Annotated in this window: 19 protein-coding genes and 1 pseudogene; 6 read left to right on the forward strand and 14 right to left on the reverse strand. The window is 45.7% G+C overall.

Features of this window, described 5'->3' with window-relative positions:
- Window positions 1-51: 51 nt before the first annotated feature.
- The 3 genes from LSG37_RS13655 to LSG37_RS13665 form a co-directional block, all read right to left on the reverse strand.
- Window positions 52-1,680 carry a M28 family metallopeptidase gene (locus LSG37_RS13655; RefSeq protein WP_233080402.1) on the reverse strand — a complete coding sequence of 543 codons (1,629 nt, stop codon included), beginning with the start codon at window positions 1,678-1,680 and terminating at the stop codon, window positions 52-54.
- Window positions 1,681-1,741: 61 nt separating this feature from the next.
- Window positions 1,742-3,445 carry a M28 family metallopeptidase gene (locus tag LSG37_RS13660; RefSeq protein WP_233080403.1) on the reverse strand — a complete coding sequence of 568 codons (1,704 nt, stop codon included), beginning with the start codon at window positions 3,443-3,445 and terminating at the stop codon, window positions 1,742-1,744.
- Window positions 3,446-3,577: 132 nt separating this feature from the next.
- Window positions 3,578-4,177 (reverse strand): hypothetical protein, encoded by a 600-nt coding sequence (locus LSG37_RS13665; protein ID WP_233080404.1) that lies wholly within the window; start codon window positions 4,175-4,177, stop codon window positions 3,578-3,580.
- Window positions 4,178-4,258: 81 nt separating this feature from the next.
- On the opposite strand from LSG37_RS13665, the gene LSG37_RS13670 reads away from it, so the two are divergent.
- On the forward strand, window positions 4,259-4,525 hold the full coding sequence (locus LSG37_RS13670) for a DUF3081 family protein (RefSeq protein WP_233080405.1): 267 nt from the start codon (window positions 4,259-4,261) through the stop codon (window positions 4,523-4,525).
- A 103-nt stretch (window positions 4,526-4,628) separates the two neighbouring features.
- The gene (locus tag LSG37_RS13675; RefSeq protein ID WP_233080406.1) at window positions 4,629-6,566 is read left to right on the forward strand and encodes an alpha-amylase family glycosyl hydrolase; all 1,938 of its coding nucleotides are present in this window, start codon (window positions 4,629-4,631) and stop codon (window positions 6,564-6,566) included.
- A gap of 72 nt (window positions 6,567-6,638) precedes the next feature.
- Here LSG37_RS13675 and LSG37_RS13680 read toward each other — a convergent pair whose 3' ends face one another.
- The 7 genes and pseudogenes from LSG37_RS13680 to LSG37_RS13710 form a co-directional block, all read right to left on the reverse strand.
- The gene (locus LSG37_RS13680; RefSeq protein WP_233080407.1) at window positions 6,639-7,175 is read right to left on the reverse strand and encodes a hypothetical protein; all 537 of its coding nucleotides are present in this window, start codon (window positions 7,173-7,175) and stop codon (window positions 6,639-6,641) included.
- Between the two features lie 138 nt (window positions 7,176-7,313).
- Window positions 7,314-7,433 (reverse strand): annotated as a pseudogene (locus LSG37_RS13685) (DUF6429 family protein); the annotation flags it as partial.
- A 17-nt stretch (window positions 7,434-7,450) separates the two neighbouring features.
- Window positions 7,451-8,212, reverse strand: coding sequence for a CPBP family intramembrane glutamic endopeptidase (locus LSG37_RS13690; RefSeq protein WP_233080408.1), 762 nt, complete (start codon window positions 8,210-8,212; stop codon window positions 7,451-7,453).
- A 264-nt stretch (window positions 8,213-8,476) separates the two neighbouring features.
- On the reverse strand, window positions 8,477-10,114 hold the full coding sequence (locus tag LSG37_RS13695) for a methyl-accepting chemotaxis protein (RefSeq protein ID WP_233080409.1): 1,638 nt from the start codon (window positions 10,112-10,114) through the stop codon (window positions 8,477-8,479).
- Window positions 10,115-10,265: 151 nt separating this feature from the next.
- On the reverse strand, window positions 10,266-10,997 hold the full coding sequence (locus LSG37_RS13700) for a substrate-binding periplasmic protein (protein WP_233080410.1): 732 nt from the start codon (window positions 10,995-10,997) through the stop codon (window positions 10,266-10,268).
- Window positions 10,998-11,006: 9 nt separating this feature from the next.
- Entirely contained in the window at window positions 11,007-13,121 is a 2,115-nt protein-coding gene (locus LSG37_RS13705) for a methyl-accepting chemotaxis protein (RefSeq protein WP_233080411.1), read from the reverse strand.
- A 9-nt stretch (window positions 13,122-13,130) separates the two neighbouring features.
- Window positions 13,131-13,826, reverse strand: a complete 696-nt coding sequence (locus tag LSG37_RS13710) for a TorF family putative porin (protein WP_233080412.1) — start codon at window positions 13,824-13,826, stop codon at window positions 13,131-13,133.
- A gap of 212 nt (window positions 13,827-14,038) precedes the next feature.
- Between LSG37_RS13710 and ppnP the strand changes: the two genes are divergently transcribed.
- From ppnP to LSG37_RS13730, 4 genes are all read left to right on the forward strand, one after another.
- Window positions 14,039-14,320, forward strand: coding sequence for a pyrimidine/purine nucleoside phosphorylase (gene ppnP / locus LSG37_RS13715; RefSeq protein WP_233080413.1), 282 nt, complete (start codon window positions 14,039-14,041; stop codon window positions 14,318-14,320).
- A 39-nt stretch (window positions 14,321-14,359) separates the two neighbouring features.
- The gene (locus LSG37_RS13720) at window positions 14,360-16,171 is read left to right on the forward strand and encodes an ABCB family ABC transporter ATP-binding protein/permease (protein WP_233080414.1); all 1,812 of its coding nucleotides are present in this window, start codon (window positions 14,360-14,362) and stop codon (window positions 16,169-16,171) included.
- A gap of 121 nt (window positions 16,172-16,292) precedes the next feature.
- A complete protein-coding gene (locus tag LSG37_RS13725) occupies window positions 16,293-17,648 on the forward strand; it encodes a DUF4397 domain-containing protein (RefSeq protein ID WP_233080415.1) in 1,356 nt (451 codons plus the stop codon).
- A 182-nt stretch (window positions 17,649-17,830) separates the two neighbouring features.
- Window positions 17,831-18,904, forward strand: coding sequence for a calcium/sodium antiporter (locus LSG37_RS13730; protein WP_233080416.1), 1,074 nt, complete (start codon window positions 17,831-17,833; stop codon window positions 18,902-18,904).
- A 115-nt stretch (window positions 18,905-19,019) separates the two neighbouring features.
- On the opposite strand, the gene LSG37_RS13735 is transcribed toward LSG37_RS13730, so the two are convergent.
- From LSG37_RS13735 to LSG37_RS13750, 4 genes are all read right to left on the reverse strand, one after another.
- Complete coding sequence (locus tag LSG37_RS13735) at window positions 19,020-19,220, reverse strand: hypothetical protein (RefSeq protein WP_233080417.1); 201 nt, start codon at window positions 19,218-19,220, stop codon at window positions 19,020-19,022.
- Window positions 19,221-19,358: 138 nt separating this feature from the next.
- Window positions 19,359-20,180, reverse strand: coding sequence for an SDR family oxidoreductase (locus LSG37_RS13740; protein WP_233080418.1), 822 nt, complete (start codon window positions 20,178-20,180; stop codon window positions 19,359-19,361).
- Window positions 20,177-20,971, reverse strand: a complete 795-nt coding sequence (gene map, locus LSG37_RS13745; RefSeq protein WP_233080419.1) for a type I methionyl aminopeptidase — start codon at window positions 20,969-20,971, stop codon at window positions 20,177-20,179. Before map ends, LSG37_RS13740 begins: the two co-directional genes overlap by 4 nt.
- On the reverse strand, window positions 20,940-21,170 hold the full coding sequence (locus LSG37_RS13750; RefSeq protein WP_233080420.1) for a ParD-like family protein: 231 nt from the start codon (window positions 21,168-21,170) through the stop codon (window positions 20,940-20,942). Before LSG37_RS13750 ends, map begins: the two co-directional genes overlap by 32 nt.
- Between the last annotated feature and the right edge of the window lie 110 nt (window positions 21,171-21,280).

Raw genomic sequence — 21,280 nt, forward strand, 5'->3', positions numbered from 1 at the left:
AAAATGAAAAAACCGGCACTAAGGCCGGTTTTAATACGAACTAAGAACAGATCACTTTTGTAATGACTGGTCCCGTATCGCTTTAAATTCTTTACCAGGCAACCAGTTGGGCCAGCTTTGGCTGTTCGCCACTTCTAAGCCAACCTGATAAAACAGAAATAAATCCTGCTGCGAACCGCGTAAATCCCATTTGGGGTCGAACTCGTCATTGACCTTATGGTAGTAATCTGTGACGTAGTTTTTACGTTGCTGTAAGCCCCAATCTTTACCATGGGCTACGCTGTCGATGCCACCACGGGCGTACAGCATAGGCACACCTTTTTTCGCCAGATTAAAGTGGTCTGAGCGGTAATAAAAACCATCCTGCGGTGTAGGTTCAGGCGCTATATAGCGGTTTTGCGCTTTGGCGTATTTATCCAGTATAGGCTCAAGCTCTGAGCTGCCGTAACCAAACACCATCACGTCACGCATAGGGCCATAGACATTCATAATGTCCATATTGATACCGGCCACAGTTTTACTCACTGGAAACAACGGGTTTTCTGCATACCAGGCAGAGCCCAGTAAGCCCCGCTCTTCCACTGTGACTGCAAGAAAGGCGATAGAACGTTCTGGTGCCGGGCCTTGCTTAAACTTTTCAGCCAGCGCTAATAAAGCCGCCACACCGCCTGCATTGTCTTGTGCGCCGTTAAAAATCTTGTCGTCGCTGCGGCTGAAATCCAGACCAAAATGGTCCCAGTGCGCCATATAAATGACAGCTTCATCCGGCTTTTTACTACCCGGAATAAAACCTATCACGTTATTGGAATCAATTTCGCGCAGGTTGTTTTTGATGCTGATGCTGGCTTTGGCATTCAGGGGTATAGCTTTAAAATCAGGCTTTAAAGCACGCTCTTTCATCTGTTTTAAGCTGCTGCCATTGGCGGCAAATAAGCGTTCGGCGGCGTCCAGCGATAACCAGCCCTCCACTTCGGCTTTGTGCATGTTTTTGTTGGCATTGGCCAGTTCAAAACGGATAGGACTGGTGCCTGCAACAACGTTCCAGCCGTAGCTGGCGGCTTCAGTTTCGTGCACTATCAATACCATAGCTGCCCCCTGACGGGCCGCTTCTTCGTATTTGTAAGTCCAGCGGCCATAATAGGTCATGGCGTTGCCGGTAAAGAGCTTGGCATCCTGAGTGGCAAAGCCAGGGTCATTCACCAGCACGACCACTGTTTTGCCTTTTACATCTAAATCTTTGTAATCGTTCCAGTTGTATTCAGGTGCCACTATGCCGTAACCGGCAAATACCATTTCGCTGTTCTCGAGTTTAATCTCCGGCAGCATTCGGGTCGACCAGGCCATCATATCGGTTTTGTAACCCAGGGTAGCTGCGGTTTTATCCCCTGTTAAAGTCATGCCAGATACAGCCACAGGGTCAATTTGCACCACAGGCACAGCCTGGCGATAACTGCCGTTTTTATAGGGAGTTAAACCTAAACGCTTAAATTCAGTTTCAAGGTAAGCCACAGTGCGCTTTTCACCTTCAGTGGCAGGAGCCCGGCCTTGCATTTCATCTGACGCTAATTTCTCAAAATAGCGGGAGAAGTTAGGGTTAAAGTCGGTTTGTACTAATGCCGGCTCTGCGGCACTGGCGGTAAAAACCAGACCTAAAGCCAGGGTACTTATTAACTTTTTCATAGATTTCCTTTTAAAAAAATAAGGCAGAGTCAATGCTCTGCCTTATGGTCTTTTACTAACCTTATTTCGCTGCCAGAGACGCGTCGCGTATCGCACGGAACTCACGGCCTTCAAACCAGTTTGGCCACTGTTCTGAGTTCGCCAGATCAGCACCTACCTGATAAAACACATTCATATCCTGCTGCACACCACGCAAATCCCAGCTGTCATTAAATTCGTCAGCGGCTTTGTGATAACAACAGACGTTGTATTCTTTCTTCTGAGCAGCGCCCCACTCTTTACCATGTTCAAAGCTGTCGATGCCGCCTTTAGCGTACAGCATTGGCACCCCTACTTTGGCCAGATTGAAGTGGTCGGAGCGGTAGAAAGAACCATGCTCAGGACTTGGCTCAGGCGCTACATAACGGCCTTGCTGTTCAGTGTATTTGGTCAGAATGCTTTCCAGCTCTGAGTTGTTATGTCCAACCACCACCATATCTTTCATCGGACCATAGACGTTCATCACGTCCATATTGATGCCAGCTATAGTTTTATTCAGCGGGAACACCGGATTTTGTGCATACCAGGCTGAGCCTAATAAACCACGTTCTTCAGCTGTTACCGCAAGGAAAGCTACTGAACGTTTGGGTTGTGGCTGCTTCACAAAATGTTCAGCTAAGGCCATGATGGCAGCTGTACCGCTGGCGTTATCCTGTGCACCATTAAAGACTTTGTCTTTTGGATTGGAGAAATCCACCCCTAAGTGATCCCAGTGCGCCATATACAGCACCACTTCGTCCGGTTTTTCTGAGCCTTCGATATAGCCCATCACGTTATTGGAGGTCAGCTCACTGATATTGTTTTTCACTGAAACCGAAGCTTTCACGCCCATTGCTACAGGTGCAAAGTCTTTGCTCAGTGCTTTTTGACGCATAGTGTCAATGTCCGTGCCCATAGCAGCAAAGAGTTGCTGAGCCGATTCAGTGGTCAGCCAGCCTTCCACTTTGGATCTGTCCATGTTTTTATTGGCATTGATCAGGTCAAACTTAGTAGGCGATCCGCCTGCTATGACCTGCCAGCCATAAGAGGCAGGTTCTGTCTCATGGATAATCAGCGCCATAGCTGCACCCTGACGGGCCGCTTCTTCAAACTTGTAAGTCCAGCGACCGTAATACGTCATGGCATTGCCAGTGAACAGGTTTGGATCTTTAGTAGCAAAGCCCGGATCGTTGACAAACATCACCACGGTTTTGCCTTTTACATCCAGGCCTTCGTAGTCGTTCCAGTTGTATTCCGGTGCCACTATGCCGTAACCGACAAACACCAGTTCACTGTCTTTTACTTCAACCTGCTCAGTCACTTGCGTGGTCCAGGCCATCATTTGTTCTTTGTATTTCAGCTCTGTGGTCAGCTTGTCGCCCGACAGTTGCATGCCAGACACTTCTTTAGGGTCAATACGCACTAAAGACACAGGCTGCAGGTAGCTATCGCCATTAATGCCTTTTAAGCCAATGCGCTTAAAATGCTCTGAGATATAGTTAATGGTTTTTTCTTCGCCCGGCGTGGCAGGCATGCGGCCCTGAAATTCATCAGAAGCCAGAGTTTTTAAGTAGTCTTTGTACGCTGAGTTAAACTCAGTCCCCATCAAAGCACTGGCGGCTTTGGCTGGTTCAACTGCTGCAGTGGTCGCGCTTTGCTCTGGTTCAGCTGGTTTAGAACAAGCTGTTAGGGTTAAAGCGGCCATCATGGTCAGCGTTGTGGCTGAAAACCAAAATTGTGGTTTCATAACACTCCCGGATTATTATTGTTTTGTTTATCTATATAAACGAACTCTTCGATACTAACCAAGACAACTGCGACGCACCAGATCAGTGGTCGCAGCTTTTGCCCCGTTAAAGGAGAATGGCGTTAAAACAGCTTATTTAGCCGCACCCCAGTTCGCTTTTGGTAAGGCGACTGCTTTAGTTAAATCAAAGTCGACTCGAAATTCACGGCCTTCGCGGGTTAATCTATAGCTAAAACTTTCATTTGGGTATAAATACATATGCCAGGTGTTGCCGATAGACTGTGGCATTTTAGTTTTAATAAACAGGTTTTTAGAATAATCGTCAGCAGGGAAACTCTGAGCTTCAGTCCAGCCCGGAGTTGCTGTATGGCCACCGTACATAGTGGAGATGTCATCGCTGCCATCTTCATGTTTATGCTGATGCTGTAATTGCAGGCCATCAGCTGTTTTAGTAATAATCCAGGTGCGTGAACGGTTTTCACCCACCACAAAAGGCACCTGAATTTGTGTGTCGCTGCAGTCGCGCACATGCATCACCATATCGCCGCTAAAAGCCGCACTTGGCTGATTATCCAGCGTGGTTTTACCGGCAAAAGCTTTACCACAAAGCGATTTTAATTGATCAAAAAACTGCAGCTGTGCCGGGCTTGGTGCCGCAGCAGCAGACAAAGACATAAAAGTGGCAGCTAAGGTAAAGGTGTTGATAAGTAATGTTTTTTTAGTTATTTGCATCAGTGGACTCCTTTTTTAGTCACCGCACTATACCTTTAATAACGGCAAAAACGCAAAGCACCACAACAACAGGAAAATCTGATGCAAAACTTAATAGATGCAAAATTGCTGATGAAAGTATTCAGCAAAGTGGAACAACAGGGCAAGCCCGTGGACACGCCTTTTGGCAAAGGGTTTGAGCTGGACGGTATGACTATTGCCAGCGGCTTTGATGGCTACGATTTATATTTTGTGGCTGATCAGGTGACTGTCACTTTAGGTTTTCATCAGAAGTATCATATAGATGCAAAAGATGAAGAGCATATAGAGCAGTTTATCCAGCGTTTAAAACGTATAGATGCAAAGTAGCCAGCTCAAAGCGAATAGCTGCCTAATGAAAACGTATGCAGGAAAAAGGTCTGACAGACCGGCTGTGTTAGCATAAGGAAAAACGATATGGATACAGACGAAAATGCATCTTTCTATTTATTCCAAATGCAGCCGCAAAAAAGCCTGGCTGCTCAGCGCCTTTGCTTTGGCTTTAGTAGCGTCCTGCGGTAAGGCTCCAGTGCAAAACCAAACGCCAGCCACAGAAGTCAAAAAAGCGGCAGAAAAGCCTGCGCCAGTTGCAGCACAAGCCGAAGCTCAAACAGGTAAGGTTGTGGTGTATCAGATGTTCACCCGCTTATTTGGCAATACCAATAGCACCAATCAGCCCTGGGGCACTATTGAACAAAACGGTGTGGGTAAATTTAACGATATCAATGAAGCTGCGCTGAAAGGCATTAAAGAGCTGGGCGCAAGCTATGTCTGGTACACAGGTATTTTGCACCATGCGGTGATCCGCGATTACAGCGCTTATGGTATCAGCCATGACGACCCTGATGTGGTGAAAGGCCGCGCCGGTTCTCCTTATGCGGTAAAAGATTATTACAGCGTCAACCCGGATTTAGCTGTGGATCCGGCCAAACGACTGGAAGAATTTCAGGCGCTGATCAACCGCACTCATGCACAAGGCTTAAAAGTCATTATTGATATAGTGCCAAACCATGTGGCACGTCATTATCAATCACTGCATAAACCCGAAGGTATCGAGGATTTTGGTGCCAATGACGACACTAGTGTGGAATACAAACGCGATAACAACTTCTATTACGTGGTGGGCCAGCCTTTTCAGGTGCCAACACCACAAAACGGTTACCAGCCTTTAGGCGGCGAAGCGCATCCACTGTCTGACGGTAAATTTGAAGAAAACCCGGCGAAATGGACAGGCAATGGCTCTCGTTTAGCTCAGCCGGACTTTAACGATTGGTATGAAACCGTGAAAGTAAACTACGGTGTCAAACCAGACGGCAGTTACGACTTTGACAGCCTGCCTGCCGACTACGCCACTAAATCAGTACAAGAACATGCCGCCTTCTGGCAGGGCAAAGACGTACCAAACTCCTGGCTGAAATTCCGTGATATCACCTTCTACTGGCTGGATAAAGGCGTAGACGGTTTCCGTTTTGATATGGCCGAAATGGTGCCGGTAGAATTCTGGAGCTTTTTAAACTCCAGCATTAAAAGCAAAAACCCAAATGCCTTTTTATTGGCTGAAGTCTATAACCCGGCCTTGTACCGTGACTACATTCGTTTAGGCAAAATGGATTATCTGTACGACAAAGTAGAAATGTACGACAGCCTGAAATTAGTAATGCAAGGCACAGGCAGCACTGATGCCATCGCCAGCGTACAACAAGGTATGGCTGATATTGAACACCATATGCTGCACTTTTTAGAAAACCACGACGAGCAGCGTATTGCCGCCCCTGAATTTGCCGGTGATGCCAATAAAGCCAAACCCGCTATGGTGGTTTCGGCCTTAATCAGCAGTTCTCCAACTATGTTGTATTTTGGTCAGGACGTAGGTGAAGCAGGCGCTTTAGATTCAGGTTTTGGCGACCCAAGCCGCACTACTATTTTTGATTACGCTGGTGTGCCCGCTCACCAAAACTGGTTAAACGACGGTAAATACGATGGCGGAAAATTAACGCCAGAACAAAAACAACTGCGTGAGTTTTATAAAAAGTTAATGACCTTATCAGCGACAGAAGCAGTCTTTAACGGTGCTTACCAAGAGCTGCATACAGTAAACAAAGGAACTGAAGGTTATACCGATAAAACCTACGCTTTCGCCCGTTTTAACGATAAAACCAAAGTGATAGTGGCAAGCAACTTCGCCACCACAGCCACCAGCTTTGTATTAAAACTGCCTGCAGATTTAGTGCAACAATGGAAATTAAGCGGTAGCGGCTATGAACTAAAAGATCTGTTATCTGAGCGCAAAGCTTCGTTAAAAGTGACAGGTGATCAAGCTTCGCTGCAAATCGACTTAGCGCCGCTGGAGTCTGTGGTGCTGAAGTTTTGATGGTTAAATTGGCTTTTAATCTAAAAGGCGCCTGCGGCGCCTTTTAGTGTTTCAGACTTTCTAAAAAAAATATTACTGAATTGAAGCTCCCTCTTTTTCCAAACCTGAAAGTATCAGCAAATAAATACCCAGGTCATTTATATGCTTGACCTCCCTCTCTGAATCATCGAGTGTAGGTGACCAATAACAAAACTCTGTATATGACATCCCTGATTTAGGTCTGAAACACCAGGTCGATCCATCTAACCCCCTTACCTGATCAGATTTAGAATGAATCATCGCAGCAAGATACATGTCTTTGAGTTTCTCAGTTTTTTTTGGGCTCAATTTTACCTCTGACTTAAAAACGTAGTCTGGCCGGATCTGCTCACGCCAGATAAATCCATGCTGCTGTAATTCAGCGAACAGATAACCTGCATCTTCCTCGATGCAAAATCTAAACAGCAGATCATCTCGCAAAGAATTATTAATGCTTAGTTCAAACATTAACCCTGCATGGAGTTTATGTTTAGAACATTTATCCTCACCTGCAGAAACAGGTTGAGCCACAAACAGCAATAACATAATGAAATATATAAATTTATTTACATTAGCATGCAACAGCCCCATAGGAACACCACCTCGAACTAAAAGCCTGAGCAACCTCTGGGTCAATGACCAATTTAAAAATCAAGCCTTGCTCCTTGACTCAAAAGAGGTTTTACAATCACCTAGACGTCAAAAGCCTTTACCAATGCTAATGTCACACTACTTACAAAACAGCTTTTTAAACAATGCTTTAGACTTCTGCAGCCCTTCATCCGTAAGCAGCACGGTTTTTGCTTTACCGACTGGGTCGAGAATACAACCTTTTTCATAAAGCCTGTTTGTTAGATCCCATCAAGTCAGGAAACAACCGCCTTCTGCCCCAGTATAGCCAAAGTAAATAGCGTCCAGTCGTTAATGATATGAGCTCCAGAACACACCCAAAGGTTTTTGGTTTTGATATAAGCCAGAGTCAGCACCAGGCGGGCTGAGCCAATAATGACTAAACACTGCAACACATTCCAGTGATAAGTAGGCAGATGGATCAGGGCAAATAAAATCGCCGTCAGTATCCAGGCCGCCCAGATAGCGCGGCCTCTGGGCCAGTGAAAACAGCTGGTCAATAACCAAAGCAACGCCAGAAAAGGCAAAATGGTAAACAGCTCTTCACCAATCAGCTGGATAAAAGTGCGCAGATAAAACAATACCAGTTGATAATTCGAGGCCTCTTTAAGCTCTGCAAAGGCTGGGTTGGATTCTGTAGTCCAGAAATTTTCGACCAGCAAAGCGACAGAAAAAGTGACCAGTAAATTTAGTAAAGCGAAACCCAGCATCAGCCGCAGTTCCCGCCATCCAACCTTATAAAACAAGGCTTGAAGTTGGTGGCCGCTAAGCAGATACAAAGCGCCTAACGGAATTAACACAAAAAGTGCAGCCGGAATAAAAGCGGTCAAGTCCCCCCGAAATAGAAGAGCTACGCCGCTAAGTGCTGCTAAACCTGCCGCCACGGCAAGCATCAGCAGCCCCCACTGCATTGGGGTTAAACCCGTAGGAATAGCGTTATAAAACGGAAAATCACGACCTTGATCTTCCAGCCCTAACCAGCCCGATGTTTTACTCATTGTTGATTTCCCTTCCTTTGTTAGCACGTTTTTCCGGCCCCTAAATACTTCTGTTTTTCATACAATATCGGCATATATCCAACAGATAAGACATAGCTTTTTCAGGCCTGTTTAGCATCCAAGCTAGCTGCATTTACCCGGAAGTTCAACCGCTTGCAGGCTGATTGTTCTGATATCAACACAGAACTAAAGCCAGTTTAAGGCGGTAACAACCAAAGCTACGATTGATAGCTCAATCACAGCTTAGGTCTATGTGCTGGCAGGTTAAGCTAAACGAAAGTAATTCACATGGCCTGATAAACGGCTAGCGATTTGTTTTAACTCCAAGCTGGATCGGGCGACCTGATCGGCGGCGCTGGCGGTGAGTTCGGTTGCGCCTTTAATTTGCATCACATTACGGTTGATGTCTTCGGCCACTATGCTTTGTTGCTCGGCCGCACTGGCAATTTGTTCGTTCATTTGATTTAAAAGATTCACAAAACCTTTGATTTTACTGAAGGATTCTAGAGCGCCAGCCGCAAAGTCCACAGTATGACTTGCTTGTTTCTGGCTGCCAGCCATAGCACTGACTGTGGCTTGCACACCGTCGTGTAGGCGACTAATCATGGCCTGGATCATTTGGGTAGAATCCTGAGTACGGCTGGCTAAAGTACGAACTTCATCCGCCACAACAGCAAAACCCCGACCTTGCTCACCAGCCCGAGCCGCTTCTATGGCAGCATTCAGTGCCAATAAATTGGTTTGCTCTGCCACACCTCGTATCACCTCCACCACCTGGCCTATTTCAGCACTTTGGGCTGATAACTGCTCTATCACGCTGGTGGTCTGGCTGACGTCTTTGGATAAAGCTTCGATAGAGGCGATAGTTTTTGCCATCACTTCATCACTTAATTTCAGATTGGTTTCAGTTTCATTGGTTTTTTGTGCTGCGCTCACTGCATTTTGCGCTACATCAGCCACTGAAGTGCTCATTTCATTCATAGCGGTAGACACCATTTCTATTTCCTGGTGCTGCAAAATCAACTGATCCGTGGTTTTTTCACTGCTAACAGCCAACTCGTCAGCAGCTTTATCCAAAGCACCTGACGCCAGTTTTAACTCCACCACTATGCCGGATAACTGCGCTACCATAGCGCGCAAATGATGCAACAAACTGGAGTTATCCTGCTGCTTTAATTCAATTTGAATATCCAGCTCTCCGGCCGCCACTTTACGCACTATCATGGCGGCATATTCAGGCTCTCCACCTAAATGCCCAAGAGTGTGGCGCACTATCCAACTGGCGGCAGTGATTGCAGCTAACACAGCCACTAAAGTCAAAATACTGATCAGCCAGACTTCCTTGTTATACAACTGTTCAGAGGCAATAAACTCGGTTTCTGCCACCTGCAATTGCAAGTTCACCAGTTCAGTGATTTTTTCGCTGATAGGGTCGATGCTGTGGTACAAAGGGCCATTAAAGTCCTGCAAAGTGCCACTGATATCACCACTTTGTTGCTGCAAAAACAGCACCAGCTGCTTGATATCAGCATCGGCATTTTTAAACAAGACTGCAGCTTGGGTAGCAAGCTGTTGCTCCTGTGTCGTCAGCGTGGTGGCCATATAATTAGCCCACTCGACAGCAATTTGTTGCTGGGCTTTTTGTACTTGATCCAGCGCCTGCTCTGAGGTTAATAAGCCTGACTGAGCTTTGTTCACCGCATCAATCACCGAAACCGCATATAAATCCGCAATATTTTTTAAGCCTTTGAGTGGCACCACTCTGTCCAGATAAACAGTTTTTAAGCCCTGATTCATGCTATTCATTGCAAATAAGCCTGTGGCGGCTAACAACAACATCAGGACTAAAGGGATAGCAAAAAAGAATGACAGACGAGCGGCTAAACCAAATTTTGTGTTCATAACAGACTCCGATTCCGTTCAGGCGAAAGATGACCCTATGGCTCAGGTGACTCCGGGCGAGCCGCAAGAAAAATTCCATAGTTGGCACAAGTTTAGAAGTTGTTTACATTAGCGCAAGAGCAGACTAACCTTTGTAACAAATTAACAAAACTTAATCGGAAACCTGAAGAATTGCAGCAGATCCAGATTTAACTTTTTGTAAATGTTGATTAAATTTTTCTATCAGTTGCTGATGCGCTGGTTCACGTCGCAAAGCCAGATGTAAAGTTTTCAATTCAGTGAAGCTGCTATTGAACTGCACTTTATCTGTCGCCAGCCGCTTTACTTCCGTATCGTGCTCCAGCAAATAGAGTAAAACTCTGCGGTCTATCACCGCCAAATCCAAACGGCCCAACGCCACTTTCAGAACATTTTGCCGATCAGATAACGCCAGCTGTGGTTTCAGTTGCCCTCTGTTAATCATCTGATCAACGAGTGTCAAATTGACATAATCCTGCACCACTCCCAGTTGAAACTGCGCTAACAAAGCAACATTCAGCTGGCCCAGTGGCTTTGCTGTGGCTTCAACAAAACCCAGTTCACTGACACCAAGGCTATCCGACAGAATAAACTTAGGGTTGTAAGTTTGATACTCAGGAAAATAACCTGAGTACAACCCACCGGCTTTTTCACTGGCTCTTATAGCTCTGGACCAGGGTAAAAACTCTGTCTGCAACTCCAGTTGCATAGAGGCGAATACTTGCCTGAGCAGCACAGTGGTTTCCCCCTGCTGCTCAAGTTGATGCCCAGTGTAAGGCGGCCAGTCTAAACTGGCCAACCTGACAGCTTGCTCAGCCTGAACGAACAGAGGCCACAGGCATAACCAGCCAAGGTAGTTCTTCACTATTGTTCCTCAGCAGCGCAACTGCGCCAACTGAGCGTCCATGGCTCCGGTAATAGTGTCTATTTCCTTGCTGATTAACAGGTTTTGTTTAGCCAGTTGATGCAGTGCCTTAGTGGCATCATCTATGGCTGTAATATTGCGGTTAATTTCTTCACTGACCTGATTTTGTTCCTCCGCAGCTGAAGCCACCTGAAAAGCATTATCCGCTATGCTGGAAATACCAGCTGTGGCCAAAGAGAGTTTTTCATAGGAGCTTTCAGCTTCCTGTAAAGTACTGGTGACTTTGTCGGTATTGGTATGAATTTGTTGTACCGCCGCTGCAACCTGTTGTTGCAACGCATGGATCAGATTTTTAATTTCATCTGTTGAGCTGTGAGTACGGGCTGCTAATGACCGCACTTCATCGGCCACCACAGCAAAACCACGGCCCTGTTCACCGGCCCGCGCCGCTTCAATGGCAGCGTTCAGCGCCAATAAGTTGGTTTGTTCGGCTATGGCCTGGATCACATCAATAATGCCATTAATTTTCTGGCTGCTTTGCGCCACTTCATTCACGCCCTGACTGGTGTGGCTAAATTCTACAGACACAGTTTTAAACGCCTCAACCGTATTCTGAAACAAATGATTGGCGTCCGTTAAGGCAGCAAGTGATTCCTGAGCACCTTGCGCAGTGCTGCCCGCCAGATTAGCCACTTCATGTGCAGTGGCTGACATTTGATGCATAGCAGAAGCCACGTTTTGAATTTCACTGGCCTGAATACTGACAGAGCTATTGGTTTGATCTGTGGTTTTTACCATTTGTTCTGACTGGTATTGCATCAGCTTAGAGGATTCTTTTAAGTTATTGATCATCGACTTTAATTTGGCAGTGAACAGGTTAAAACCATCCGCCATATCATTTAATTCCTGATGCTGACTTTGTTTTAATTGCCGGGTCAGATCGCCTTCAGAGCCTGCCAGTTCTTTCATCAACACACTCATATGCAAAATAGGGGCTGTGGCACTTTTTAAACCCAAGGCCATTAACACCACAAAAGCGAGTAGTAGCACCAGACCTAAACCAATCATGCTTTGAGTGGTTTGGGCTGAGTCTGCATTCAGTTGATCAGCCAGTTGAATCGCCATCGCCAGGGCTGTCGCTTCAGGCACTGCCACCACAACTTTCCAGAGCGACTCTGTACTGTCGAGTTTTATCGGTTGTGTCACCAGCATGGAATCTTTGTATAAGCTGACGCCCGCCTGTTGCTGCTGCAAATGCGCCGCTAAATCTGCATCAAGCGCTTTAATCGACTGGCCCAGTTGATCAGGATATTTGTTACTGGCTACCACCAGGCCATATTTGCTAATCAAATAAAGTTCAGCTTTGCCACCATAGAGTAAATCAGCCTGGGCCTGTAATAAGGTTTGTAACACAGGCAGGTTTAAATCAACCCCTGACACCCCTCTGAACTGATCCTGAGTCACCACCGGATAAACCAGCGAGGTTAAAAGCACCTGATTGCCCGGCGTGATTTCCCATAAATAAGGTTCCATCAGGCAGGCTTTTTTGCTGTCACGGCTGCACAAATACCACTCAGCTTCACGCACACCGTATTCATTTTTTGCATCTTTGTATTTCACGGCCGGATCGGGAGTTTGTACAAATTTGAGCTGGCCTTGCTCACGGATCCAATAAATTTCCATAGAACCGGTTTTAGAGCTGTGATCATTAGCGATTGAATACTGACTGTCAGCACCATCGTAACCATTGGGTTCAAACTGACCAAATAAAGACGAAATACCAGGGTTGCTACCCAGAATATGGCCAGCCATCACTTTCACCTGATCACGGCTGTAAGGCGTTTGACCACTGCCCAAAGCTGAGCCGGATAACACTGCCGCAAAATTTTTGGCGGTATCAAAATTACGGTCCAGCACTGCGCTGGTTTCCAATGCGGTGCGCTGAGCAGCTTCGGTCAGAATTTGTTCAGCTAAAGTCCGTACCGACTGAGTTAAACGATTTACTGCAGACTCATTGCTGCTGGTCATGGAATACCAGCCAATAAAGGCCATGCTGCCAATACTGATCGACAGCAAAACAGCAACACCAAAAGTGAGTTTAAAACGTAATGAATTCAACTGCATAATATTCACCTAAAGCCAATTAAAGGTTTTTGCTACAGACAGCGAAAAAGTGGGTTCGCCTAAATCATCCAGCGCCAGATCGGTGTCATCAAAAGCAGCTGTCCATTTTGCGCCTAACCATTCACTGACCAGAGCCACACGCCAGTGATGATAAGTGCCGTCTGTGTCGCGCAAAAATTTGTCTGTGTCTGTCGAGGTGGATCGATCGCCAGACAGGAGCAGCGTCAGATGGTCAGTCAGTTGAACCGTCTGAGTCAGCATAACGATGTAATGCCCACCACCAGCACCAAAATAATCGTTGGCATACCAGTAACTTAGTTTGGTGTTTTCATAAGACACTTTGATGTACGCTTCAGGATAATCAAAAGCACTGCTTTCACTGCTGCCATAATAAGTGTAATGCGCCACACCAAAATCCAAAGCCCAGTTGTTACCTAAATCTGTGTAATAACCTGCATAAAAATCCACTTCAAAATCCGTGTTTTCGACAAAGCTGACGTTCGAGCCCCAGGTTCCGACATACCAACCAGAATCAGATACCCAGTCCAGACTTGGCTGCAAGGCCGGATCATCTTCGGTTAAAGTAATACCGTTAAATAAATAGTTGGAAGTAAGAGTCACTGTAGAGCTTAAGTTCGCTAGAGCTGCCGGGCTAAGCGCCAGCATAAGCAGAGCGGGAACACCGAATTTTTTTGAGAACCGCATAAGAACTCCAATGCTGATTAAGAATTAAATTCAATCACTTAGATTAAATTCATTGTTCTAGCTTTTAAGGTATAGCAAGAGTTTCAAAAAAAGCCCGTAGCCTATGCAACTTCCCCCTTTTAGACATAGACATCTAAACACCCAGAAATCTCTTTATTTCGCAGCTAAAATCGGGTTAACTGGTTCTGAAATCTTTCAGGAGCACAAATCAGATGTTTAAAGTAAATAGTTATTTTGACGGCAAGGTGACATCCATCGCTTTTCAGGGTGAAGCATTACCAGCCACTGTAGGGGTAATGGCACCAGGTGAGTACGAATTTGGTACCAGTCAGCATGAAGTTTTAACTGTGATTAGTGGCGCTTTAACCGTATTATTGCCGGGCCAGACAGAGTGGCAAAGCTTCAAGAGCGGAGCTGTGTTTGAAGTGCCTGCCCAGGCGAAGTTTCAACTCAAAGTCGAAACCGACACTGCCTATCTCTGCACTTATCAATAAGGTGTGTATCCGACACGCCTTTTCAGGGAAAACTGATTTATGCGTGGTATGGGAACAGCAGCTAAAAGAGCAGATGCGCCTAAACAAACTGAAGCTCTTAATCTAAAGCAAACAGTACAGTATATGTGGCCCTATATCTGGGCCTTTAAAAGCCGGGTGTTATTGGCTGTGGCCGCGCTGTTGGCCGCTAAAGCTGCCACTTTGTATCTGCCTTATGCCTTAAAACTCATCATAGACGACTTAGATCCCAGCTTAAACTCGGTATTAACTTTGCCGCTGGCGTTTCTTTTCTTTTACGGTTTCTTAAGGTTTGGCGCAGTTTTTTTTGGTGAAGTGCGGGATGCCTTATTCAGTCGAGTCACTGAACATGCGATGCGTAAAGTGGGGCTTAGAGTATTTAACCATTTGCACCAGTTGGAACTGAGTTTTCATTTAGACCGCCAAACCGGTGGTATCAGCCGCGATATAGAAAGAGGCACCAACGGCATCAGTTTTCTGATGCGGTTTTTAATGTTTAATATTGTGCCTACCCTGTTGGAAATACTGCTGGTCGCCGTGATTTTTGCGCTGCTGTTTTCGTACTGGTACGCCGTTTTAACTTTTGTTGCTGTCGCTTTGTATGTGGCTTTCACTTTTTATGTTACCGAGTGGCGTAACAAATACATCCGCGAAGCCAATCAGGCAGACTCTGCCACCAATAGCAGAGCAGTCGACAGCCTGCTGAACTATGAAACCGTCAAATACTTTAATAACGAAGCTTATGAAGAGCGCACCTACGATCAGTTTTTAGCCAACTGGGAACAGGCCAAACTAAAAAACCGTATGTCGCTGTTAGCGTTAAACTCAGGTCAGGCGTTGATTATTGCCGTCGCTATTACGCTGATGATGTGGATGGCAGCACAAGGTGTGCTGGATAAAGAGCTGACGCTGGGCGATTTGGCGATGGTGAATGCCTATATGCTGCAGCTATTCATTCCTTTGAATTTTTTAGGTTTTGTTTATCGTGAAATCCGCCGCTCTTTAACGGATCTGGAAAATATGCTCGGGCTGCTGAAAAAAGAAGCGCAAATTAAAGATAAAGCCGATGCACCAGAGCTTCAGTTACAGCAAGGCCGTATTGAATTTAATCAGGTCCAGTTTAGTTATCAGGCTGGCCGCTCTATTCTGAACGGCTTAAGTTTTGTGGTCGAACCCGGCCAGAAACTGGCTATAGTAGGGGCTTCTGGCGCAGGAAAAAGTACCATAGCCCGGCTTTTATACCGCTTTTACGATATTCAAAATGGCAGCATTTGTATTGATGGTCAGGATATTCGTGATGTCACTCAAAGCTCGTTACGCCAAAGCATTGCCATAGTGCCGCAGGATACTGTGCTGTTTAATACCAGCATCAGAGAAAACATTCGCTACGGTAAACCTGATGCCAGCGAAGCTGAAGTGGATCAAGTGATTAAGCTGGCTCATCTGGACAGCTTTATTCAAAGTTTGCCTCAAGGCGATCAAACCTTAGTGGGTGAGCGTGGTTTAAAAGTATCAGGCGGTGAAAAACAACGTATTGCCATAGCCCGGGTGCTGCTAAAAGGTTCGTCTATTCTGATATTTGATGAAGCCACTTCAGCGCTGGATTCTCATTCAGAAGCAGCCATCTTAAAAGCTTTACGTGAACTGGCAAAACACCATACCTCTGTAGTCATAGCTCATCGTTTATCTACTGTGACTGATGCAGACAACATTTTGGTACTGCAACAAGGCGAAGTGGCCGAAGCCGGCACACACCAGCAATTGTTGGCTCAGCAAGGGCTCTATGCACAGTTATGGGCCAAACAACAAGAGACAAAACCCAAAACGGAGTAAAGCCTGGTTAAGCAAAAATTAAGATAAGTTAAGCAGAGTAAATGCCGGGTAAAGAGCTGAACCCGGTTTTGTTTTTTTGTTCTGATGACGGTATTTATCATCACAGGACAAGAAAACCATTATGTTGTTACGTCAGTTTATTTTTCCTATCACCAGCCTGGTGTTACTTAGTGCTTGCGGCGGCAGCAGTTCGTCTGAAGGCAACGATACCTATCCAAGCAGTTATCTGCAGTTTTATAACGGCTCGGCCAACAGTGCCACCACTACCCTGACCTTAACCGACAGCGATGAGGTTGAAAGTACGCTGGGTTCAGCTCCTTTTGGCGACAGCACCTCGCTGGTTACAGTAAGCGACGAAAGCTATGATCTGGCCTTCACTTATACCGACAATAGTGGCGATGTTCAGACCGTACTGGAAGATCAGGTCAGTATGAAGACCAGTCAGAAGACTGTGCTTTTTATGGTGGACAGCTACGAAGCGCCAAAATTACTGAACTTAAGTTTTGTGCGGGATGATGAGCTGGACGATCAATTTAAAATTTACTTTGCCAACCTGCTGGCAGAAAACAAAAGCATGGACCTGTATATCAGCAGTTCTACTGAAGATTTTTCTGATGCAGATTTTGTTGCGACCACAGCTCAGTATGGGTTTAGTGAAGCCATGACTTTTGATAACGGCAACTATATTTTGTATTTAACAGATGCAGGTACTCAGGAGGTTATATTACAAAGCCCTGTCTATAGCTTTAGCTACGAAACCGAATACATTCTGGCTTTGCGGGATAACGCAGGCCCCCTAAAACGCAAGATTGCGTTGGATGTGATAGGCAATACTACTACTGTGTACCCGCTTGAAGATGTCAACAGCAATGCTCAGTTTCGCGTATACAACAGCCTGAATGATTTAGATCCAGCCCAGATTTTCGTTGGCAGTACCAGTGGCACGCCAATTTTTGCCGACTTAGCCGCTGATACCCTGACATCCTATGTCGAAATTCCACATGGCGATTACAGAGTGACCTTAACGGCAAACGAAGGAGCCAGCCAAATCCCTAATGGTTTATTGACATTAAATCAGGGCCAAAGCAAAAGCCTGGTGTTTTATCGGGATGAAAATGATCAGCCAACTGTATTAGCCGTCACAGACAGCGACACTCCGCAGGTATACGACTTTGTGTTTAACGTGGTTAACGTGGTACCAGACTTTGCCAACGTCAGCATTTATTTTGTACCACCAGGCAAGACTATGGAAACTACGGCTTACTACATCAGCAGTATCAATGACGCCACCAGTGCAAGCATCACCTTACCTCTGAACAGCTATACCGTGTTGTTGGTTCGTAAAGATCTAAACAACAACAAAACCTTGCTGGCTCAGACTGCTGAAATTGAATTTATTCAGGGCAGTACTTACCTGCTGGTGGCAGAAAAAGACCCGGACACAGAAACAGGTTATAAAATCAGTCTGCAATACTAAAAGGCAAACTGACTTTGTGGCAAAGACCCGCCTGAGCAACGGGTCTTTTTATTTATGTCCAATGCAGGAAGTTCCAATCATGATCGGGCTATCCACCTTACTTTAATCTGGCGTCGCCCTTCCTTGTTATTTGTTTTTCCTTTAAATTAGCGCCCAGTTGAAATAATAATTTGGAGTACTACATGATGACCTGGTTTTTGTTAGTGGTCGGCCTGGTGTTATTGGTCGTTGGCGCAGATTTACTGGTAAAAGGAGCTGCTCGTTTGGCTGGCTCTTTTGGTATACCAGCTTTAGTTATTGGTTTAACAGTAGTGGCTTTTGGCACCAGTGCGCCAGAATTAGCAGTCAGCGTGAAAGCTGCTTATTCCGGACAGGCTGAACTGGCTATAGCCAATGCGGTTGGCAGTAATATCTTTAATGTGCTGTTTATTTTAGGAGCGGCAGCGATCATTTCGCCGTTGATTATTTCACGCCAGCTGATCCGCCAGGACGTGCCAATCATGGTTTTAGTTTCAGTCATGGCCATGTGGATGACTTTCGATGGTGCTATCAGCAAAATTGAAGCAGCAATTCTGACTTTGGGTTTAGTTAGCTACACCTGGTTTTTATTCCGTCAGGGCAAAGCACAGGGAGCAGACACGTCCGATGGTGAAGTTGAGGAAATGCTGAAAGCCAAAGTTCCAACCTGGCAAAACCTGTTGCTAGTGATTGGCGGCTTAATTTTACTGGTATTGGGTGCACGTTGGCTGGTTGAAAGTGCAGTAGAAATAGCTAGGTCCTGGGGCGTGAATGAAGCTGTTATTGGTTTAACCATAGTGGCTGCTGGAACCTCCTTACCGGAAGTCGTCACTTCAATTGTAGCCACGATTCGTGGAGAACGTGATATAGCCGTAGGCAATGTGGTTGGCAGTAATATCTTTAATATTCTTTGTGTGCTGGGTATTTCAGGTCTGGTCTCCCCTATCCCACTGATGGCTGGCGAGCACATGGCTATGGTCGATATTCCGGTAATGGTGGGTGTGGCAGTGCTTTGTGTACCGCTGTTTTTCATCGGCTCTGTACTGAACCGCATTGAAGGTTTGTTATTTATGCTGCTCTATATTGCGTACACTTGGTATCTGGTCGCTATGGCATTAAAAGAAGCTTATTTGCCAGACTTACAGCAAGGTATCTTGTTTGGCTTGCTGCCATTGGTGGTGTTTTATGTTGCCGCTTCTTTTATTCACGACAGAATGAAGAATAGAAAAGCGGTTTGATCATAAAGGCTTATATTCTGAACAGCAGGCCCGAATGGGCCTGTTTTTTTGATACACCAATGCCTTTGCTAAAAAAACTAAAACGCCACCTTTTAGGTGGCGTTTTAACTTGAAGTTAGTCTTTTTGGCTTTTATTACGTAAGGCCAAAGGGTCGGCGTTCAGGCCAAAACCCAGCAGAGGCAATAACTCCGGTATTTCATCTTCCGGTATGCCCACTTTGTGAAAATGCTTTACCACATACTGCAAATCATGGCCTTGCTCTTTGAATTGTTGTGCAGTTTTTAAATGCACAGTACGCATAAAGTTGGATGTCATGGCAGTCACTCCCTGAAGAAAAAGCGACTGTCATAGTGGTGAAACATTAACCAGCAGGCAAGCAATTTTCGACGAAAATTTGCACAATTTTTCAAAAAAATTCTAAGCTATTGATCCGGTACAAGATCCATTTTTTGATTATTTGGCCAGCTTAAATTTTCGACTCAGCAGCTTATCCAGCCATTTTTGTGGCACCAGCCGCGCCAATAAAGGCAAAGCAACAGCACCATGACCTATAGCCACTACACCGCTGCAATCTTTTTTATGTAGCTGTTGCACTAAGCTTTTGGCAAAGCTTTCTGCTGACGTAGGCTGATTCTGACTGGCATTAGCGCGCAACATCACACCTTCCCGCATGGACCACCACAGAGAGTCTGGTTTTAACAGTTGTTCGACTTCTTGTTTAGCTCTATTGGCAAAACCTGTATCAATAGCTCCAGGTTGCACTGTCAGTACTCTGACTCCCAAAGGAGCTAATTCCATCCTCAGCGCATCAGACAAACTATGCAAAGCTGCTTTGGATGCACAATAGACGCCGGCAAAAGGTGTGGTTAATACACCCGACACACTGCCAATATTCACCACCAGCCCTTTACTTTGTATAAGCAAAGGCAAGCAGGCCTGAGTTAAATCCATTGCAGCAAATACATTGACTTCAAACTGTTGGCGTAAGCCTGCAGCACCAGCATCCAGCACTGGCCCCATCAGGCCAAAGCCAGCATTGTTGATTAGAATATCGAGCTGGCCTGCTTGCTGTTGCAGCTGCACTACAGCCTGTTGCACTGAAGCTGGATCAGTCATTTCAAGTGCAATAGTCTCGAACCCAAGCTGCTGTAAAGCAGCCAAATCTGCTTCCTTTCGTGCTGTAGCAAACACCCGGTAGCCTTGGCGTTTGGCTTCCAAAGCCAGAGCTCTACCTATGCCGCCGGAGCAACCTGTAATAAATAGGGTTTTCGTCATACAGAAGCCCGTGGTAACAAATGTTGCTCTTCAGGTCTTAAGGTCAGCACAGAAAAACCTGTGTCAGTGACTGCTATGGTATGTTCCCACTGTGCAGACAGTTTTTTATCTTTGGTGACCACTGTCCAACCGTCGGATTTTTGTTTAATACGTCTGTCGCCCTGATTGATCATAGGTTCAATGGTAAACACCATGCCAGGTTTTAACGTCAGGCCTGTGCCTGCCTTACCATAATGCAGAATTTGTGGTTCTTCGTGCATTTCACGGCCTATGCCATGACCACAGTATTCCCGTACCACCGAATAACCATGCTGTTCAGCATAATGTTGCACAGCTGCGGCTATATCTCCTAAACGAGCACCGGGTTTCACCTGATAAATGCCCTGCCACAGCGCCTGATAGGTCACATCCACCAGTTTTTTCGCCAGCGGGCTGACCTTGCCAATACAATACATTTTGCTGGAATCGGCTATAAAACCATCTTTTTCCAGCGTAATGTCCAGATTAACAATATCGCCCTCTTTGAGAATGTCCGTCTGTTTGGGCATGCCATGACACACCACCTCATTGATGGAGCTATTCAGCACATACAAATAATCATATTGTCCTTTGCTGGCAGGCCTTGCTCCCAGCGGTCCACGGATAAAAGCTTCTACTGCATCATTAATTTGCATGGTGCTGATACCGGGTTTGACCAGCTCATCGAGCATCAGAAAAACCTGCGCCAATAACTGTCCGGCTTTGTGTTGGATATCCAGTTCAGCCTGGGTTTTCAGATGGATCGAGTTCATTCAGCAAGTCCTGCAAAGTAGAAGATTTATTTTTCAGTAATTTACGGCACAACTGCTGATAACTCAGCTGTGGATGTAACTCAGCAAGCATGCCCACTCTGATCCAGAATTCAGCTTGCGCATTGATCGAGCGGGCCATCACTCTGCTGGCTTCGCGCAGATCGTCATGCAGGTCATCCGATATTTTTACTATGCCCATAGATACACTTTATATACGTTATATATATTCATTGTATAAAAACAATCTGCCTGATGCACTTAAAAAAATATGAAAAACTGGTTATGGTATGACATAGGACAATAAATCAT

The sequence above is a fragment of the Rheinheimera soli genome, assembly GCF_021290985.1.
Lineage (GTDB): Bacteria > Pseudomonadota > Gammaproteobacteria > Enterobacterales > Alteromonadaceae > Pararheinheimera > Pararheinheimera soli.

Coding starts and splice junctions, on each gene's coding strand:
- map (WP_233080419.1), bottom strand. CDS start 20,971: ATGAACTCGATCCATCTGAAAACCCAGGCTGAACTGGATATCCAACAC.
- LSG37_RS13730 (WP_233080416.1), top strand. CDS start 17,831: ATGATGACCTGGTTTTTGTTAGTGGTCGGCCTGGTGTTATTGGTCGTT.
- LSG37_RS13710 (WP_233080412.1), bottom strand. CDS start 13,826: ATGCGGTTCTCAAAAAAATTCGGTGTTCCCGCTCTGCTTATGCTGGCG.
- LSG37_RS13655 (WP_233080402.1), bottom strand. CDS start 1,680: ATGAAAAAGTTAATAAGTACCCTGGCTTTAGGTCTGGTTTTTACCGCC.
- LSG37_RS13670 (WP_233080405.1), top strand. CDS start 4,259: ATGCAAAACTTAATAGATGCAAAATTGCTGATGAAAGTATTCAGCAAA.
- LSG37_RS13740 (WP_233080418.1), bottom strand. CDS start 20,180: ATGACGAAAACCCTATTTATTACAGGTTGCTCCGGCGGCATAGGTAGA.
- LSG37_RS13750 (WP_233080420.1), bottom strand. CDS start 21,170: ATGGGCATAGTAAAAATATCGGATGACCTGCATGACGATCTGCGCGAA.
- LSG37_RS13735 (WP_233080417.1), bottom strand. CDS start 19,220: ATGACATCCAACTTTATGCGTACTGTGCATTTAAAAACTGCACAACAA.
- LSG37_RS13660 (WP_233080403.1), bottom strand. CDS start 3,445: ATGAAACCACAATTTTGGTTTTCAGCCACAACGCTGACCATGATGGCC.
- LSG37_RS13690 (WP_233080408.1), bottom strand. CDS start 8,212: ATGAGTAAAACATCGGGCTGGTTAGGGCTGGAAGATCAAGGTCGTGAT.
- LSG37_RS13695 (WP_233080409.1), bottom strand. CDS start 10,114: ATGAACACAAAATTTGGTTTAGCCGCTCGTCTGTCATTCTTTTTTGCT.
- LSG37_RS13680 (WP_233080407.1), bottom strand. CDS start 7,175: ATGGGGCTGTTGCATGCTAATGTAAATAAATTTATATATTTCATTATG.
- LSG37_RS13705 (WP_233080411.1), bottom strand. CDS start 13,121: ATGCAGTTGAATTCATTACGTTTTAAACTCACTTTTGGTGTTGCTGTT.
- LSG37_RS13720 (WP_233080414.1), top strand. CDS start 14,360: ATGCGTGGTATGGGAACAGCAGCTAAAAGAGCAGATGCGCCTAAACAA.
- LSG37_RS13725 (WP_233080415.1), top strand. CDS start 16,293: ATGTTGTTACGTCAGTTTATTTTTCCTATCACCAGCCTGGTGTTACTT.
- LSG37_RS13665 (WP_233080404.1), bottom strand. CDS start 4,177: ATGCAAATAACTAAAAAAACATTACTTATCAACACCTTTACCTTAGCT.
- ppnP (WP_233080413.1), top strand. CDS start 14,039: ATGTTTAAAGTAAATAGTTATTTTGACGGCAAGGTGACATCCATCGCT.
- LSG37_RS13675 (WP_233080406.1), top strand. CDS start 4,629: ATGCATCTTTCTATTTATTCCAAATGCAGCCGCAAAAAAGCCTGGCTG.